This window comes from Pseudomonas sp. WS 5059, from assembly GCF_012985525.1.
Taxonomy (GTDB): Bacteria; Pseudomonadota; Gammaproteobacteria; order Pseudomonadales; family Pseudomonadaceae; genus Aquipseudomonas.
Map to the genome: position 1 here is coordinate 436,119 of NZ_JAAQWO010000002.1, position 14,639 is coordinate 450,757.

Below are 14,639 nucleotides of genomic sequence, written 5' to 3' on the forward strand. Positions count from 1 at the left end.
TTGCGCCCTTTGAGGCAATTGAGCGAGCGGGCCCGGCAGATTGCCGATAACCCCGTCAGCCAGGCGATCTACACCGGGCGTGCCGATGAGCTGGGGCAAATCGAATTTGCCATGCAGATGCTCGAAGCCCAGGTGGGCGCGGTGGTCGGCCGGATTGGCGATGCATCGCAGCGTTTATCCGGGCATGCCGCCGCCCTGGTCCAGCAACTGGACAGCAGCCACGCCAGCACCCTGGGCCAGCAGACCCAGACCGACCAGGTGGCCACCGCGATCCAGGAGATGGCGGCCAGCGTGGCGCAAGTCGCCAACCATGCCCAGCAAGCCTCGAAAGCGGCCGACCAGGCCGGCAGCGAGACCCGCGAAGGCCATCAGCGGGTGGACGAAAGCCGTGATGCGGTGCTGCGCCTGTCCCAGGAGCTGGCCAGGGCCACCAGTGTGATCCATCAATTGGAAAGCCACAGCGGGGATATCTCCAGCGTACTGGAGGTGATCCGGGCGATTGCCGAGCAGACCAACCTGCTGGCCCTCAACGCGGCCATCGAGGCGGCGCGGGCGGGCGAGCAGGGCCGTGGCTTTGCGGTGGTGGCAGATGAAGTCCGCGGCCTGGCCCAGCGCACCCAGCAATCGACCAATGAAATCCAGCGCATGATCAGCACCCTGCAGGGCGGCGCCCGCGATGCGGTGATGGCGATGGAGCAAAGCAGCCAGCACGTCGAAGTCAGCGTCGAGCATGCCCAGCGCGCGGCGTCGGCCCTGGATGGCATCAGCCAGCGGGTCAACCAGATCACCGCCATGAGCGTGCAGATTGCCACGGCGGTGGAGGAACAGAGCGCGGTGAGCGAGGACATCAATCGCAATATTGTCGGCATTCGCGATGCCGGCGAGGCCACCGTCAGCGCCGGCCAACAGAGCCAGCTCAGCTCGGGCGACGTAGCGGCCCTGGCGGAGGACCTGCGGCGGCTGGCTGAAGAGTTCTGGGGCAAACGCCGCTAATCTTCGCAACCGGCTTGCCGGCAATGGCGATTTCGCGCACGCCATCGCCGGCAAGCCGGCTCCCAAAAGGTTCAGGCAGCGCGCAGCGAGATAAACGCATAGTTGGCCGGCACTTCGGTGGCGATCTGCGCCCCGGCATCCAGCAACTGTTCGGCAATGTCCATCCCGGACACATGAAACACCCACTCATTGGCCATGGCCGGTTGCTCCACCGCCAGCGCTATGGCCTGGGCAAAGGCGCCCATGTCCGGCAGGTACGCGGTAAAACCATCGCCCTTGAGCGCCGTGGTGCGAATACCCAGCAGGGCGCACACCGCCTCCTTGGTCTGTACATCGTCACGGTCAGCCTGGCGTGAGCGGTGGATCAGCTCGGCCAGTTCCCGGTCCATCAGCTCGCCGCCGACGATCAGTGCCGGGCCCTGTTCCCAGGATTGCGGCGGGCAATCCTTGGCGGCCGGGTTCAGCGGGATATGCGGATTGATCTCCATCGGGTAGATACGACAGACCAGCGGCCGCCGTTCATAGATGCCGCAGCGGTTGTCTTCGTCAAGATTCCGGCAGCGCCCGGCGTTGTAAGCGGCAAAGGTGATCGCCACGAACGCCTGGGTATTGCCGCTGGGCACCACCACCGAACGCCGTTCGGCATGCTCGCGTTGTTGCACAGGCAGGCCCAGGCCATTGCCCAGGAAACCTTCCACCAGCACGATGACATTGCCGCCGTCCGCCGCCCACTGGCGGGCTTCGTCGAGGGTCAGGGGTACATGATGGTCGGTGCAGCATTTACCGCAACCAACGCAGGAAAAATGGGTATTCATGGAGGATCTGCTACCAGGCCAGGTCAGAGGGCTCTCTTGAACGGTGACGGGTTTTTACCTCTATCCGCCGTTCAGAGACTCTGGAAGCAAGTTATGCGCCAGTGCCGCTCAGCCCTCGCTGACCACGTCGCGCAGCACAAACACCATGCCGGCACGTTCATACAACTGGCGTGCGCGCAGATTGCTCTCCAACACCTTGAGGTCCACATAAGGTTCGCCGCGCTGCTTGAACACCTGGAAGCTGTGCAGCAACAAGGCACGACCCAGCCCCTGGCCCTGGGCGCAGGGGTGGACGCTGAGGTGATGGATAAAGGCACTGGTCCAGCATTGGGCCACGCCAAGAATGCCCTCGGCGTTACTTGCTACCAGGCACAGCGTGGGGTCGAACTCTGCGTCGCTGAGAAATTGCTGCTGCCAGGCCTCCAGGTTGGCCACGCGGCCGCCGCCCTGTTCCTGGGTCATGCGCAATACCGCATGGATCGCCGGGGCCAGTGCAGGGCGGTAATGATCCAGGTGGGTGTCGGCTGGCCACTGCGGTGCAGGCAGGCTGCCGGTGAGGTCGCGGCGTAGCAGTTGGTAATACGCTGTCACTATTTACAGGCCTTTTTGCGCCACGGTCTGGGCGGCGACCACCAGGCATTTGGTCAGCTCGGGTGACGAAAACTTCGTCAGTACCGAGTCGGCACCCGCCAGGCGGGCTTTTTCGCTGTTCATCGCGCTGTCCAGGGAGGTGTGCAACAGCACGTAGAGGTCCTGGAAGTCCGGGGTTTCGCGCAAGGTGCGGGTGAGGGCGTAGCCGTCCATTTCCGACATTTCGATGTCAGACACCACCACATTGATCTGCCCGGCGCTGCCTTGCAGTTCCAGCAGCACGTCGATGGCCTCTTTGGCGCTGCGTGCGGTGTGGCAGGTCAGGCCGAGGTTGCGCAGGGTGTGCACCGATTGCTGCAGGGCTACCTGGCTGTCGTCCACCACCAGGATGCGTGCATGGCCGAGCACTTCGGCTTCTTCCATGGTCAGGTCAGTCGGCGCCACTTCAATCTGCGCGGGGGCAATGGCGTGGATGACTTTTTCGATGTCCAGCACCTGCACCAGCACCCCATCCACCTGGGTCACGCCGGTGATAAACGAGCGCGTGCCGCCAGAGCCAAAGGGCGGCGGACGGATATCGGTGGTCAGGCAATGCACGATCCGGCTCACCGCCTGCACATGCAGGCCCTGCTTGGAACGGCTGACATCGGTGACAATCAGGCAACCGCCGTCGGGGTCTTGCAGGGGCATCTCGCCCAGCGCGCGGCTGAGGTCGATCACCGACAAGGCCGCGCCACGCAGGGTGGCGATGCCTTTGACGTGCGGGTGGGACTCCGGCAGCTTGGTCAGCGGCGGGCAGGGAATGATTTCGCTGACTTTCAGCAGGTTGATGGCCATCAGCTTGCCGCTGCGCAAGGTAAAGAGCAGAAGCGAGAGTGAATCTGCGCGGGCTTTGGTGGTGGACATAAAAACCTTCTGTGGATCAGCGATAACAATCTATAGCGGGTTATCGACGTTCGCGCCAAAAACTGTAGGGGCTGGCTGGCCGGCCCCTACAATGCCGATCAGCCTTTCCACACCTGCGGGTTCACCAGGTCCTGCGGGCGCTGGCCCAGCAGTGCGCTGCGCAGGTTGTCCAGGGCACGGTTGGCCATGGCTTCACGGGTTTCATGGGTGGCCGAACCGATATGCGGCAAGGTCACCGCATTGCTCAGTTGGAACAGCGGCGACTCGGCCAGGGGCTCGCGCTCATACACATCCAGCCCGGCGCCGCGAATGCGCTGGGTTTGCAGGGCTTCGATCAGCGCGGGTTCGTCTACCACCGGGCCACGGGAGATGTTCACCAAGATTGCACTGGATTTCATCAGGGCCAATTCGCGATGGCTGATCAGGTGCTTGGTCTTTTCACTCAACGGCACCACCAGGCACACGAAATCTGCCTCGGCCAGCAACTGGTCCAGGCTGCGCAACTGCGCGCCCAGCTCTTGTTCCAGCGCGGTCTTGCGGCTGTTGCCGCTGTAGATAATCGGCATATTGAAGCCCAGGCGCCCACGGCGGGCGATGGCTGCGCCGATATTGCCCATGCCGACGATACCCAGGGTCTTGCCGTGTACATCACAGCCAAACAACGGCGCGCCGACGCTGGCTTTCCACTGCCCGGCCTTGGTCCAGGCGTCCAGCTCGGCCACACGGCGGGCGCTGCTCATCAGCAGGGCAAAGGCCAGGTCGGCGGTGCTTTCGGTCAACACATCGGGGGTGTTGGTGAGCATGATCCCGCGTTCGTTGAAGTAGTCCACGTCGTAGTTGTCGTAACCCACAGAGACGCTGGACACCACTTGCAGCTTGTTCGCCCCTTCGAGCTGCGCCCGGCCCAGCTTGCGGCCGACGCCGATCAGGCCGTGGGCGTGGGGCAGGGCTTCATTGAACTGCGCGTTGATATCGCCCTGCTTGGGGTTGGGGACGATGACCTCGAAGTCCTGTTGCAGGCGTTCGATCATCTGGGGGGTGACACGGCTGAAGGCGAGGACAGTCTTTTTCATCGCAAGTGAGGCTCATCGACGGGGAAGAATGCCAAGCACGCTAACATTCCTGCCCACACTTGTCAGGACACCGCATCACCAATGTGGGAGCGGGCTTGTCGGGTCGCCGCATCGCCGCGATAGCGGTGTGTCAGGCACTACATCTGGCACTGATATACCGCTATCGCGGCGATGCGGCGACCCGACAAGCCCGCTCCCACAGGGGATCTCCAATAGTTGGGAGTCCGTTTTCTAAATCAGCTACCCAGCCGCACCCCACCCAAACTGCCGCTCAACTCATACGCCGCGAGTTCCGCCTGGTGCGCCGCGAGGATCTCCGGCAGCGAGCCGCGCAGGTACTCCACCCAGGTCTTGATCTTCGCATCCAGGTACTGGCGCGACGGGTAGATGGCGTACAGGTTCAGCTCCTGGGAGCGATACGTCGGCATCATCCGCACCAGGGTGCCGTTGCGCAGGCCCTCGATGGCCGCGTACACCGGCAGCAGGCCGACGCCCATGCCGCTGATGATCGCGGTTTTCATCGCGTCGGCGGAGTTCACCAGGAACGGCGAGCTGTTGATGCTCACGCTTTCCTGGCCGTCCGGGCCGTTGAAGGCCCATTTGTCCAACTGGATCACCGGGCTGACCAGGCGCAGGCAGGCATGGTTGAGCAGGTCACTGGGCCGCTGCGCGCAACCATTGGCTTTAACGTAGGCCGGCGAGGCACAGACGATGCTGTAGGTGATCCCCAGGCGCTGGGAGACAAACCCCGAGTCCGGCAGCTCGCTGGCGAGCACGATGGACACGTCATAACCCTCGTCCAGCAGGTCTGGCACGCGGTTGGCCAGGGTCAGGTCGAAGGTCACGTCGGGGTGGGTGCGGCGATAGCGGGCAATCGCATCAATCACGAAATGCTGGCCGATGCCGGTCATGGTATGCACTTTGAGCTGCCCGGCGGGGCGCGCGTGGGCGTCGCTGGCCTCGGCCTCGGCTTCCTCGACATAGGCGAGGATTTGCTCGCAGCGTAATAAATAGCGCTTGCCGGCCTCGGTCAAGGCGATGCGGCGGGTGGTGCGGTTGAGCAAGCGGGTTTGCAGATGGGCCTCCAGATTGGAGACCGCGCGCGAGACGTTGGCCGTGGTGGTGTCCAGTTGTACGGCGGCGGCGGTGAAGCTGCCGGCCTCGGCGACACAACTGAAGGCGCGCATGTTTTGCAAAGTGTCCATGGGGTGCTCTCAAGGGAGATGACAAATTGTGACAGAAAGTTACGACTACCAGTGATCCCTACCAATGGATTATCGCCTGAACGGTAACAAAGATTCACAGGAATCCCACCTTATCGCCATTCCCCGCGCCCCCTAGAATTGCCGCACCGTCCCCGCACCACCACCTCAGGAATTCGCAGCAGTGCCGCGTCGCATCAGCAGAGAGCTGAAGACTCTCAGTGTTTGGGCTTTATCGTTAGCAATCAGCGGCTGCATCGGAACCGGAGGGATTGCCCCCCAAGGCAAGCACCTCGCCGCCAATACCCTGGCCACCGACGACGCGATCCAGAGCGCCGCCCGGGATGCCCACTGGCCGACCAGCCAGTGGTGGCAGGCCTATGGCGACCCGCAACTCGACCGTTGGATCGATCTTGCCGTACAAGGCAGCCCAAGCATCGCCGAAACCGCCGCCCGGGTGCGTGAAGCGCGGGCCATGGCTGGGTTGGCCGAGTCGGCCGAGGCCGTGCAGATCAACGGCGACGCCACCCTCAAGCGCCACAACTGGCCCAGCGATCAGTTCTACGGCCCCGGTAAACTGGACAATTCCACCACTTGGGACAACAACGCTGCCCTGGGCCTGAGCTACGCCCTCGACCTGTGGGGCCGCGAGCGCAATGCCAGCGAGCGCGCCCTCGACCTGGCGCATCGGAGTGTCGCCCAGGCGCGCCAGGCCCAGTTGGAGCTGCAGAACAACGTGGTGCGCGCCTATATCCAGCTGTCGCTGCATTACGCCCAGCGCGATATCGTCGCCGCCACCCTGGCCCAGCAACAGCAGATCCTCGACCTGGCGCAAAAGCGCCTGGAGGGTGGGATCGGCACGCACTTTGAAGTCAGCCAGGCCCAGACGCCGTTGCCCGAAACCCATCGGCAACTGGACGCCCTCGACGAAGAAATCGCCCTGACCCGCAACCAACTGGCCGCCCTGGCCGGCAAGGGCCCGGGGGAGGGTGCGAGATTGCAGCGGCCAACCCTGGCTCTCGGCGCACCATTGAAATTGCCCTCGGCACTGCCCGCGCAATTGCTCGGCCAGCGCCCGGACGTGGTTGCCAGCCGCTGGCAAGTCGCGGCCCAGGCCCGGGGCATCGACGTGGCCCACGCCGGCTTCTATCCCAATGTCGACCTGGTGGGCAGCCTCGGCTACGTCGCCACCGGCGGCGGCATGCTGGAGTTTCTCGCCGGCAAGAAGCTCAACTACAGCGTCGGCCCGGCGATCACCCTGCCGATCTTCGACGGTGGCCGCCTGCGCGCGCAATTGGGCGCGGCCAGCGCCGGCTACGATATTGCCGTGGCCCGCTACAACCAGACCCTGGTCAATGCGCTCAAGGGCATCAGCGACCAACTGATCCGCCGTGAATCCATGGCCAAGCAGCAAACCTTCGCCGTCGAGTCGGTGGCCTCGGCGCAGAAAACCTATGACATCGCCATGATCGCCTACCAGCGCGGGCTGACCGATTACCTCAATGTGCTCAATGCCCAGACCCTGCTGTTTCGCCAGCAACAGGTCGAGCAACAGGTCCAGGCCGCGCGCTTGAGCGCCCATGCCGAACTGGTGACCGCCCTGGGCGGCGGCCTTGGCGCGGGCAGCGATGGGCCGGCACCCGATAAGACACTCCCGAGCAAGACCCCGGCGGCCTTGGCCGTGTTCGATCACTGATCAGGTTGCCCATGACTCCCTTGCCTGCACCGCTGCGTTGGCTGCATTCCCTGGAATGGCGCCGTGGCTTTTTCGACTGGGCGCGCAGTGACGGCGTGACCTGGGTGTATATCTTCAAAGTACTGATCGCCGCGTTCCTCACCCTGTGGCTGGCCATGCGCCTGGAACTGCCGCAACCGCGTACCGCGATGATCACCGTGTTTATCGTGATGCAACCGCAAAGCGGCCAGGTGTTTGCCAAGAGTTTCTACCGCTTCCTCGGCACCCTGGCGGGGTCGGCGGTGATGGTGTTGCTGATCGCCCTGTTTGCGCAAAACACCGAGCTGTTCCTTGGCGCGCTGGCGATCTGGGTTGGCGTGTGTACGGCTGGCGCGACCCGCAACCGTAACTTTCGCGCCTATGGTTTTGTACTGGCCGGGTATACGGCGGCGATGGTCGGCCTGCCGGCGCTCGCCCACCCGGACGGCGCCTTTATGGCGGCGGTATGGCGGGTGCTGGAAATCTCCCTGGGGATTCTGTGTGCGACCTTGGTCAGTGCCGCGATCCTGCCGCAAACCAGCAGCGCGGCGATGCGCAACGCCTTGTACCAGCGCTTCGGCACCTTTGCGTTGTTTGTCACCGATGGCCTGCGCGGGCGCAGCCAGCGTGAAGGTTTTGAAAGCAGCAACGTGCGCTTTATCGCCGAAGCCGTGGGCCTGGAAGGGCTGCGCAGCGTCACCGTATTCGAAGACCCGCATATGCGTCGGCGCAATGGCCGGCTCAGTCGCTTGAACAGCGAATTCATGGGCATCACCACCCGGTTCAACGCCCTGCACCAGTTGCTTGAGCGCCTGCGCAGCGATGCCGCCGACCATGTGGTGGCCGCGATCAAGCCCGGCCTGCAGGACCTGGCCGAATTGCTCGATGGCTTCAGCGGGCGCGCCTTGACCAGCCCCGATGCTGCGCGCCTGGTGAGCCAACTGACGGCCTACAAGGAGAGCCTGCCGGCCAAGGTCCGCAGCCTGCGGGCGATGTTCCAGGAGAGCAGCCCCAGCGATGCCGAGCAGTTGGATTTCCACACCGCTTATGAGCTGCTGTACCGCTTTGTCGATGACCTGCACAACTACGCGCAGACCCACGCCTCCCTGGCCGAGCACAGCCACGAACGCGAGCATTGGGACGAGCCCTACACCCCGAAAACCAACTGGCTGGCCTGCGCTGCCTCGGGGATTCGCGCGTCATTCATTCTGCTGGTACTGGGCAGTTACTGGGTGGCCACGGCCTGGCCCAGTGGCGCGACCATGACCTTGATTGCCGCGGCCACCGTGGGCCTGTCGGCCGCCACGCCAAACCCCAAGCGCATGGCCTTCCAGATGGCCTGTGGGACCTTGATCGGCGCGCTGGTGGGGTTTGTCGAAATGTTCTTCGTGTTTCCCTGGATCGACGGCTTTCCCTTGCTCTGCGTGATGCTCGCCCCGGTAATTGTGCTCGGCGCGTTCCTCTCGTCGCGCCCGCAATACGCCGGGGTTGGCCTTGGCTTGCTGATTTTCTTCAGCACCGGTTCGGTGCCGGATAACCTGACGATCTACAACCCCTACACCTTTATCAACGACTACATCGCCATGATCATCGGCATGCTGGTGTGTGCAGCGGCCGGGGCGATCATCCTGCCGCCCAACAGCCCGTGGCTGTGGCGCCGCCTGGAGCGCGACCTGCGCGAGCAAGTGGTATATGCCATCAGCGGCAAGCTCAAGGGCCTGGCCTCGGGTTTTGAAAGCCGCACCCGCGACCTGCTGCACCAGGCCTACGGCCTGGCCGCCGGCCAGCCCCTGGTGCAACGCAACCTGTTGCGCTGGATGTTCGTGGTGCTGGAGGTCGGCCACGCGATCATCGAATTGCGCAAGGAACAGGCGATCCTGCCGGTGCACCCGGCCTATGCCCAATCCCAGCCCTGGCGCCAGGCAATCCGGGTGATGGGGCGCTCGCTGGTGCGGCTGTTTTTGCAACCGAGCCAGAGCAACCTGGAGCGCGCGCTGGTGGCGGTCGATCACGCCATCAGCCGCGTGCAGGCCACCGACGAACCCTTCGCCCCCCACTTCGATACCTCGGCCCTGCGCCGGGTGAAAAGCTACCTGCACTTTATCCGCACCTCCCTGCTGGACCCGCAATCGCCCCTGGCTGCCTTCAAGCCTTCCGGAGTCGCCCATGCCTCGTGAAATCGCGTTCCACGGCATCTACATGCCGACCATGACCCTGATGTTCTTCATCGCTGCGGGACTGGCCTGGGCCCTGGATCGGTTCCTCGCAGGCTTTGACCTGTACCGTTTTTTCTGGCACCCGGCGCTGCTGCGCCTGAGCCTGTTCACCTGTCTTTTCGGCGCCATGGCGCTGACCGTCTACCGTTGAGAATGCCCCGATGAAAAAGTTTTTCAGCCTGCTCGCAACCCTGCTGGTGTTGGCCCTGGCGATCTGGATTGGCCGTACCCTATGGGTCCATTACATGCAGACCCCATGGACCCGCGATGGCCGGGTGCGCGCCGACATCATCAACGTGGCCGCCGACGTCACCGGCGAAGTGGTGGACGTGCCGGTGCGTGACAACCAGTTGGTGAAAAAGGGCGACCTGCTGATGCAGATCGACCCCGAGCACTACCGCATCGCGGTCAAGCAGGCGCAATCTTTGGTTGCCTCACGCAAAGCCACCTGGGAGATGCGCAAGGTCAACGCCCACCGCCGCGCCGACCTCGACGCCCTGGTGATCTCCAAAGAGAACCGCGACGACGCCAGCAACATCGCCGACTCGGCCCTGGCCGACTACCAACATGCCCTGGCGCAACTGGAAGCGGCAGAGCTGAATTTGAAACGCACGCAAGTGCTGGCGGCCGTAGACGGCTATGTCACCAACCTCAACGTGCATCGCGGCGACTACGCGCGCATTGGCGAAGCCAAGATGGCCGTAGTCGATATGAACTCGTTCTGGGTCTACGGCTTCTTCGAAGAAACCAAGCTGCCCCATGTGAAGGTCGGTGATAAAGCCGACATGCAACTGATGAGCGGCGAGACCCTCAAGGGCCACGTAGAAAGCATCTCCCGTGGCATCTACGATCGCGACAACCCCGAGAGCCGCGAGCTGATCGCCGACGTGAACCCGACCTTCAACTGGGTACGCCTGGCCCAGCGAGTGCCGGTGCGCATTCATATTGATGAAGTGCCGCAGGGTGTGTTGTTGGCGGCGGGGATCACCTGCACGGTGATCGTCAACCAGGCACAACACTAAACTCGTAGGCGTTGGCTTGCCGGCGATAGCGGCCTGTCAGCCATCCACCAGTTGACTGACACACCGTTATCGCCGGCAAGCCGGCTCCTACAGGGGAGGGTTATTGGCCCTGGATATAGGTCTCGTGCAGGTGCCGCCACAGCAGCGCGCCGCTGGCCTGCTTCTCGAACACCACGGTGGCGCGGCGGTCCGTTTGCGTGCCGCTGGCATCGATCTGGTGTTCGCGGTAGGTCACCGTGGCCCCGCGTGCATGGCGGTCGATGCCCGCCAGTTCACTGAGGGTGATCTTCAAGCCGGGCCGCATACCACCCAGGCGCGTGAACAGGGCCTTGACCCCGGCGGTATTGACCCGTGCGCCGGTGGCGGGGGCGATCATGCTGAACTCGGGGGAGAAGCGCGCCAGCAGGTTCTGCAGGGTGCCTTCGGGGGCTGTGCCGGCAAACCATTGCTCGATCTCGATGTGGGTCTGGATCACTTCTTCAAAAAAGTCGCTGTAATCAATCATCATTGAGGCTCGCAGGCAGGGTGAAGCAGTGCGCGAACCCTGGAGGTATCCAGGCTTGGCACTGCCAAGAGCGGCAGCAGTGTCAGGGCTGCCGCAATCAAGAAGGTCATGGTGAAGGAATCCGAGGCCGATAGCACGGCGCTGAGTGCCGCTGCACCCAGGCAAAAGCTCACTTGCCGATTGATATTCCACAGCGCGCTGGCGTGGCCCATGCGTTCGGCAGGAATATCCAGAAAGGCCAGGGTCTGCGCGGTGCTGCTGCACAGGCTGCCACCCAGGCCCATCAGGGCATAGGCGCCCACCAGCAGGGCGGGTTGGGCCGCATTGAGCAGCAGGATGCCGGCGCATTGCAAGGCCATGCCGGCCAGCAGCAATGGCTTGGGCCCGCACCGACTGAACCACTGCTTGCTCAGGTAGATGGCCAGGGCCGAAGCCAGGGCCCACGGCAGCATCAAGGCCCCGGTGCGTGTCGCGTCGTATCCAAGGTCTCGCAGGTAGAGGATGGCGACCAGGCTGGTGCCGATAAATACGCCGGGGATGAACAGATACACCAGCATCGCCACTCGCAGCATCGGGTGGCAGATCTGGTTGAACAGACTCCCCAAAGCCAGGGCCGGTCGCGTGGTGGCGGGCACATCGGGTTTTATCCACAGCAGTGCCAGCAGCAGGGTCAGGAGGGCCAATGGCAGGTTGGCGTAGAAAATCCAGCGCCACGACACCGTGTCCACCAGCAAGCCGCCCAGCGCCGGGGAGAGCGCCGGCACCAGCAGCGCCACCGACATCACTCGGGCCGTCAGTTGGTGACGCTGCCCAGGGGCAAAGTGTCGGTACGCCAAGGCCTGGCCCACCGGTATCAGCAATCCGCCCCCCAAGCCTTGCAACAGCCGCCAGCCGATCAAGGCCTGGATCGATTCGGCCTGGCCCACCAGCACCGATGCCATGCCAAACAGCCCCAGGCTCGCGGCGATCAACCGCCGCTCGCCCAGCACTGCGGCGAGCCAGACGCTCAGCGGGATAATCAGGGTCAGGCCGAGCAGGTACGCGTTGCTGATCCACGCCAATTGCGTGACCGAGGCCTGCAGTTCGTGGGCGATATCCGGGTAGGCGACCGTGGCGACAAACATGTTCACCAGGTCCAGGGCGAACCCCAGTAAAAAGATCCAGGCGACTTTCGAGCGGTAGGTCATAGGGGTGATCCAGCGTTTGAGGCTGGCAGGGTAGGCCGGTCGCAGAGCTTGGGATACACGGGTTTGCCTGTTAGTTTGTCAAAAATATTTTGACAAAGGGAGCGGTGGCCATGGTTAGCCTGGACCGATTCGACACTTTCAAGGCCGTGGTCGAGGCCGGCTCGCTGACGGCCGCCGCCGATCTGCTGGGCCAGACCCGCGCGGTGGTCAGCTTCAATCTCAAACGTTTGGAAGCCGAACTGGGCGTCACCCTGCTCACCCGCAGTACCCGCCAACTGGCGCTCACCGATGCCGGTGAACGTTTCTACCTGCGTTGTACACGCATGCTCGAAGAAGCACGGCTGGCGGTGGAAGAGGCACGCTCTGAACACGCCCAGCTCAAGGGCACGTTGCGCATCACCACGACTGTTGAATATGCGCTGGCGGTGGTCGCGCCCGCAGTGGAAGGTTTTCGCCGCCTGCACCCGGACCTCAACATCCACTTATCCACATCCTCGACCCATGCCGACCTGATCTCCGAAAGGTTTGACGTGGCGATCCGGCTGGGGCGCCTGGTGGACTCCAATCATCGTGCGGTGCAGTTATCCACTTACCAGGTATTTGCCGTCGCGGCGCCTGGTTTGGGTACCGCCCAAACGCTGGATGAACTGGAACAACTGCCCAAGCTGGGGCATGGCCGCTTGACCGAGTTGAGCGTGACCGACCCGGCAGGTGGCGAGCATCAATATCGCTCGTGCCCCAGTGCGCTGGTGGTTGACAGTGCTGCCGTGCTGCAGGCATTTGCCGTGCGCGGCCATGGCGTGGCAGTCCTGCCGCAGTGGCTGGTGCAGGCGGATCTGGACGCGGGGCGGCTGGTACGCCTGTTGCCGGATCATCGCTTCGCGCCCCAGGGGGTGTATGCGCTGTATCCGGACACGCGGCATTTACCGCTGAAGGTGCGGGCGTTTATTGATTTCATGAAATAGCGAAGCCCCTGTGCAGAGGGCAAGCCCGCTCGCCACAATGATCAAAGCGCTCCACTGAGCCCGAAGCGCTTCTTCAACACCTTCTCCAACAACCCTTTGGGCAGCAGCGCCGCCATCAAGGGCAACGCCCGGCTGCCATTGCCCGAGCGCAGCAGGCGGGGTGGTTGACCCTGTTGCACGGCCTTGAGCACATCCGCTGCAAGCACGCTGGCCGGGGTCGGTTTGTCCTGGGAGGCCTGGGAGCGGGCGCGGATGTTTTCGCGCAGTGGCCACCATGGCGATTGTTCATTGATCAGCAGTTCGGCCTGGGTGCCGGCGTTCTTGGCAAAGTGGGTGTTGATCGCCCCCGGCTGCACTTCCATGACCCGCACGCCAAACGGTGCGAGCTCCATGCGCAACGCGTCGCTCAAGGCATGCACGGCGGCCTTGGAAGCGCAGTAGGCGCCGGCAAATGGCGTGACCAGCACCCCGGACACACTGCCGATATTCACCACCAGCCCTTTGCGTGCGCGCAGGGCGGGGAACAGCGCCTGGGTCACGCCGACGATGGCGAACACGTTGGTCTCGAACTGGCGCTGCATGGCCTCGGTGCCACCGTCGAGCAGCGGGCCCATGGCGCCGTAGCCGGCGTTGTTGATCAACACATCCAGCTCGCCTACCTGTCCAGCCAGTTGCGCCAGGGCCGCGCCATCGTTGACGTCCAGTTGCACGGCCTGCAAGCCGGCAGTTGTGAGTGCGGCGACGTCTTCGGGGCGGCGGGCGCTGGCCCATACGTTGTAGCCGGCGGTTTTGAAGGCATCGGCCAGGGCCCGGCCAATGCCGCTGGAGCAACCGGTGATAAGCACGTTGGGCATGGATCAATCCTGTGCGGTTGTTAGTCGGAGAAGCTGCCTTGCAGGTGTTCGGCGCGAAACTCCAGGGTTTGCGGGCGGTAGCCGGGGCGCAGTGGCGGCACCGGCAGGCAATCTTCCCAGGTGGCGCCGGCCTGCAGCTCGCCGGGGCCGCGATAGCGCGGGGCAGCATAGACGTTATCAGCCAGGTTCACCGTATCACCCGGCGCATAGGCGCCGACGCGCCAGCGCAGTTCGGTCAGGGGGACGTCGTTGCCGTTGTTCAGCTTGAGCTGCAAGGGGCGGTCGGCGGGGCACTGCTCGGGGGCGTAGCTGATGCGCAGCTCCAGGCGCGCCAGTTGCGCGGCTTCGCGATTGTCCAGCCAGACCACCCACATCGCCACGCAGCCCAGGCCCACAGCGGCGGCGAGGGATACCGGCAACGCCCTGGCCGGGTAGCGCAGCAGCAGGATCAGCCAGGTGATGATCAGTAGAACACCGAAGAACATGGGGGCAGCCTCGCGGATAGGTGAACCATCGTACCGTTGACAGCAGGCGGTTGCCTATCGGGTTGCGGTTGCCCGCACACGGACACGCCCCGATACCTTGGCGCTGGAATC

General features: G+C 63.8%; 14 protein-coding genes and 1 pseudogene. 6 read left to right on the forward strand and 9 right to left on the reverse strand.

The features are described 5' to 3' along the window. A pseudogene (locus HBO12_RS28695) lies at positions 1 to 993 on the forward strand (methyl-accepting chemotaxis protein); the annotation flags it as partial. 71 nt (positions 994 to 1,064) lie between these two features. Here HBO12_RS28695 and HBO12_RS06795 read toward each other — a convergent pair. The 5 genes from HBO12_RS06795 to HBO12_RS06815 all read right to left on the reverse strand — a co-directional run bounded on the left by HBO12_RS06795 (position 1,065) and on the right by HBO12_RS06815 (position 5,583). Beyond that, positions 1,065 to 1,808 (reverse strand): YkgJ family cysteine cluster protein, encoded by a 744-nt coding sequence (locus HBO12_RS06795; protein WP_170041764.1) that lies wholly within the window; start codon positions 1,806 to 1,808, stop codon positions 1,065 to 1,067. 108 nt (positions 1,809 to 1,916) lie between these two features. Then, positions 1,917 to 2,399 (reverse strand): GNAT family N-acetyltransferase, encoded by a 483-nt coding sequence (locus tag HBO12_RS06800; protein ID WP_170041765.1) that lies wholly within the window; start codon positions 2,397 to 2,399, stop codon positions 1,917 to 1,919. A 3-nt stretch (positions 2,400 to 2,402) separates the two neighbouring features. Continuing rightward, positions 2,403 to 3,305 carry a chemotaxis protein CheV gene (locus tag HBO12_RS06805; RefSeq protein ID WP_057438202.1) on the reverse strand — a complete coding sequence of 301 codons (903 nt, stop codon included), beginning with the start codon at positions 3,303 to 3,305 and terminating at the stop codon, positions 2,403 to 2,405. 98 nt (positions 3,306 to 3,403) lie between these two features. After that, positions 3,404 to 4,378: a 2-hydroxyacid dehydrogenase gene (locus tag HBO12_RS06810; RefSeq protein ID WP_170041766.1), complete on the reverse strand. Its 975-nt coding sequence runs from the start codon at positions 4,376 to 4,378 to the stop codon at positions 3,404 to 3,406. Between the two features lie 236 nt (positions 4,379 to 4,614). Continuing rightward, positions 4,615 to 5,583 carry a LysR family transcriptional regulator gene (locus tag HBO12_RS06815; protein WP_169954563.1) on the reverse strand — a complete coding sequence of 323 codons (969 nt, stop codon included), beginning with the start codon at positions 5,581 to 5,583 and terminating at the stop codon, positions 4,615 to 4,617. 181 nt (positions 5,584 to 5,764) lie between these two features. On the opposite strand from HBO12_RS06815, the gene HBO12_RS06820 reads away from it, so the two are divergent. Genes HBO12_RS06820 through HBO12_RS06835 form a run of 4 tightly spaced genes read left to right on the forward strand, consistent with a single transcriptional unit; the run spans position 5,765 to position 10,532 of the window. Then, positions 5,765 to 7,276 carry an efflux transporter outer membrane subunit gene (locus tag HBO12_RS06820; RefSeq protein WP_170041767.1) on the forward strand — a complete coding sequence of 504 codons (1,512 nt, stop codon included), beginning with the start codon at positions 5,765 to 5,767 and terminating at the stop codon, positions 7,274 to 7,276. Between the two features lie 11 nt (positions 7,277 to 7,287). After that, entirely contained in the window at positions 7,288 to 9,471 is a 2,184-nt protein-coding gene (locus HBO12_RS06825; RefSeq protein ID WP_169954561.1) for an FUSC family protein, read from the forward strand. Beyond that, positions 9,461 to 9,661, forward strand: a complete 201-nt coding sequence (locus tag HBO12_RS06830; protein WP_029297878.1) for a DUF1656 domain-containing protein — start codon at positions 9,461 to 9,463, stop codon at positions 9,659 to 9,661. Before HBO12_RS06825 ends, HBO12_RS06830 begins: the two co-directional genes overlap by 11 nt. 10 nt (positions 9,662 to 9,671) lie before the next feature. Beyond that, on the forward strand, positions 9,672 to 10,532 hold the full coding sequence (locus tag HBO12_RS06835; protein WP_170041768.1) for an efflux RND transporter periplasmic adaptor subunit: 861 nt from the start codon (positions 9,672 to 9,674) through the stop codon (positions 10,530 to 10,532). Between the two features lie 100 nt (positions 10,533 to 10,632). On the opposite strand, the gene HBO12_RS06840 is transcribed toward HBO12_RS06835, so the two are convergent. Together HBO12_RS06840 and HBO12_RS06845 are read right to left on the reverse strand one after the other, a co-directional pair. Beyond that, positions 10,633 to 11,037, reverse strand: coding sequence for a DUF4440 domain-containing protein (locus HBO12_RS06840; protein WP_169954570.1), 405 nt, complete (start codon positions 11,035 to 11,037; stop codon positions 10,633 to 10,635). Then, positions 11,037 to 12,224, reverse strand: a complete 1,188-nt coding sequence (locus HBO12_RS06845) for an MFS transporter (RefSeq protein WP_170041769.1) — start codon at positions 12,222 to 12,224, stop codon at positions 11,037 to 11,039. The genes HBO12_RS06840 and HBO12_RS06845 overlap by 1 nt, the downstream gene beginning before the upstream one ends. Positions 12,225 to 12,334: 110 nt before the next feature. On the opposite strand from HBO12_RS06845, the gene HBO12_RS06850 reads away from it, so the two are divergent. Then, on the forward strand, positions 12,335 to 13,189 hold the full coding sequence (locus tag HBO12_RS06850) for a LysR family transcriptional regulator (RefSeq protein ID WP_170041770.1): 855 nt from the start codon (positions 12,335 to 12,337) through the stop codon (positions 13,187 to 13,189). Between the two features lie 41 nt (positions 13,190 to 13,230). Here HBO12_RS06850 and HBO12_RS06855 read toward each other — a convergent pair whose 3' ends face one another. After that, positions 13,231 to 14,043 carry an SDR family oxidoreductase gene (locus HBO12_RS06855; protein ID WP_169954557.1) on the reverse strand — a complete coding sequence of 271 codons (813 nt, stop codon included), beginning with the start codon at positions 14,041 to 14,043 and terminating at the stop codon, positions 13,231 to 13,233. 20 nt (positions 14,044 to 14,063) lie between these two features. Next, the gene (locus tag HBO12_RS06860) at positions 14,064 to 14,528 is read right to left on the reverse strand and encodes a multidrug transporter (RefSeq protein ID WP_169954556.1); all 465 of its coding nucleotides are present in this window, start codon (positions 14,526 to 14,528) and stop codon (positions 14,064 to 14,066) included. Positions 14,529 to 14,639 lie beyond the last annotated feature (111 nt).

Coding starts and splice junctions, on each gene's coding strand:
- HBO12_RS06860 (WP_169954556.1), bottom strand. CDS start 14,528: ATGTTCTTCGGTGTTCTACTGATCATCACCTGGCTGATCCTGCTGCTG.
- HBO12_RS06830 (WP_029297878.1), top strand. CDS start 9,461: ATGCCTCGTGAAATCGCGTTCCACGGCATCTACATGCCGACCATGACC.
- HBO12_RS06805 (WP_057438202.1), bottom strand. CDS start 3,305: ATGTCCACCACCAAAGCCCGCGCAGATTCACTCTCGCTTCTGCTCTTT.
- HBO12_RS06810 (WP_170041766.1), bottom strand. CDS start 4,378: ATGAAAAAGACTGTCCTCGCCTTCAGCCGTGTCACCCCCCAGATGATC.
- HBO12_RS06845 (WP_170041769.1), bottom strand. CDS start 12,224: ATGACCTACCGCTCGAAAGTCGCCTGGATCTTTTTACTGGGGTTCGCC.
- HBO12_RS06855 (WP_169954557.1), bottom strand. CDS start 14,043: ATGCCCAACGTGCTTATCACCGGTTGCTCCAGCGGCATTGGCCGGGCC.
- HBO12_RS06840 (WP_169954570.1), bottom strand. CDS start 11,037: ATGATTGATTACAGCGACTTTTTTGAAGAAGTGATCCAGACCCACATC.
- HBO12_RS06825 (WP_169954561.1), top strand. CDS start 7,288: ATGACTCCCTTGCCTGCACCGCTGCGTTGGCTGCATTCCCTGGAATGG.
- HBO12_RS06835 (WP_170041768.1), top strand. CDS start 9,672: ATGAAAAAGTTTTTCAGCCTGCTCGCAACCCTGCTGGTGTTGGCCCTG.
- HBO12_RS06815 (WP_169954563.1), bottom strand. CDS start 5,583: ATGGACACTTTGCAAAACATGCGCGCCTTCAGTTGTGTCGCCGAGGCC.
- HBO12_RS06795 (WP_170041764.1), bottom strand. CDS start 1,808: ATGAATACCCATTTTTCCTGCGTTGGTTGCGGTAAATGCTGCACCGAC.
- HBO12_RS06850 (WP_170041770.1), top strand. CDS start 12,335: ATGGTTAGCCTGGACCGATTCGACACTTTCAAGGCCGTGGTCGAGGCC.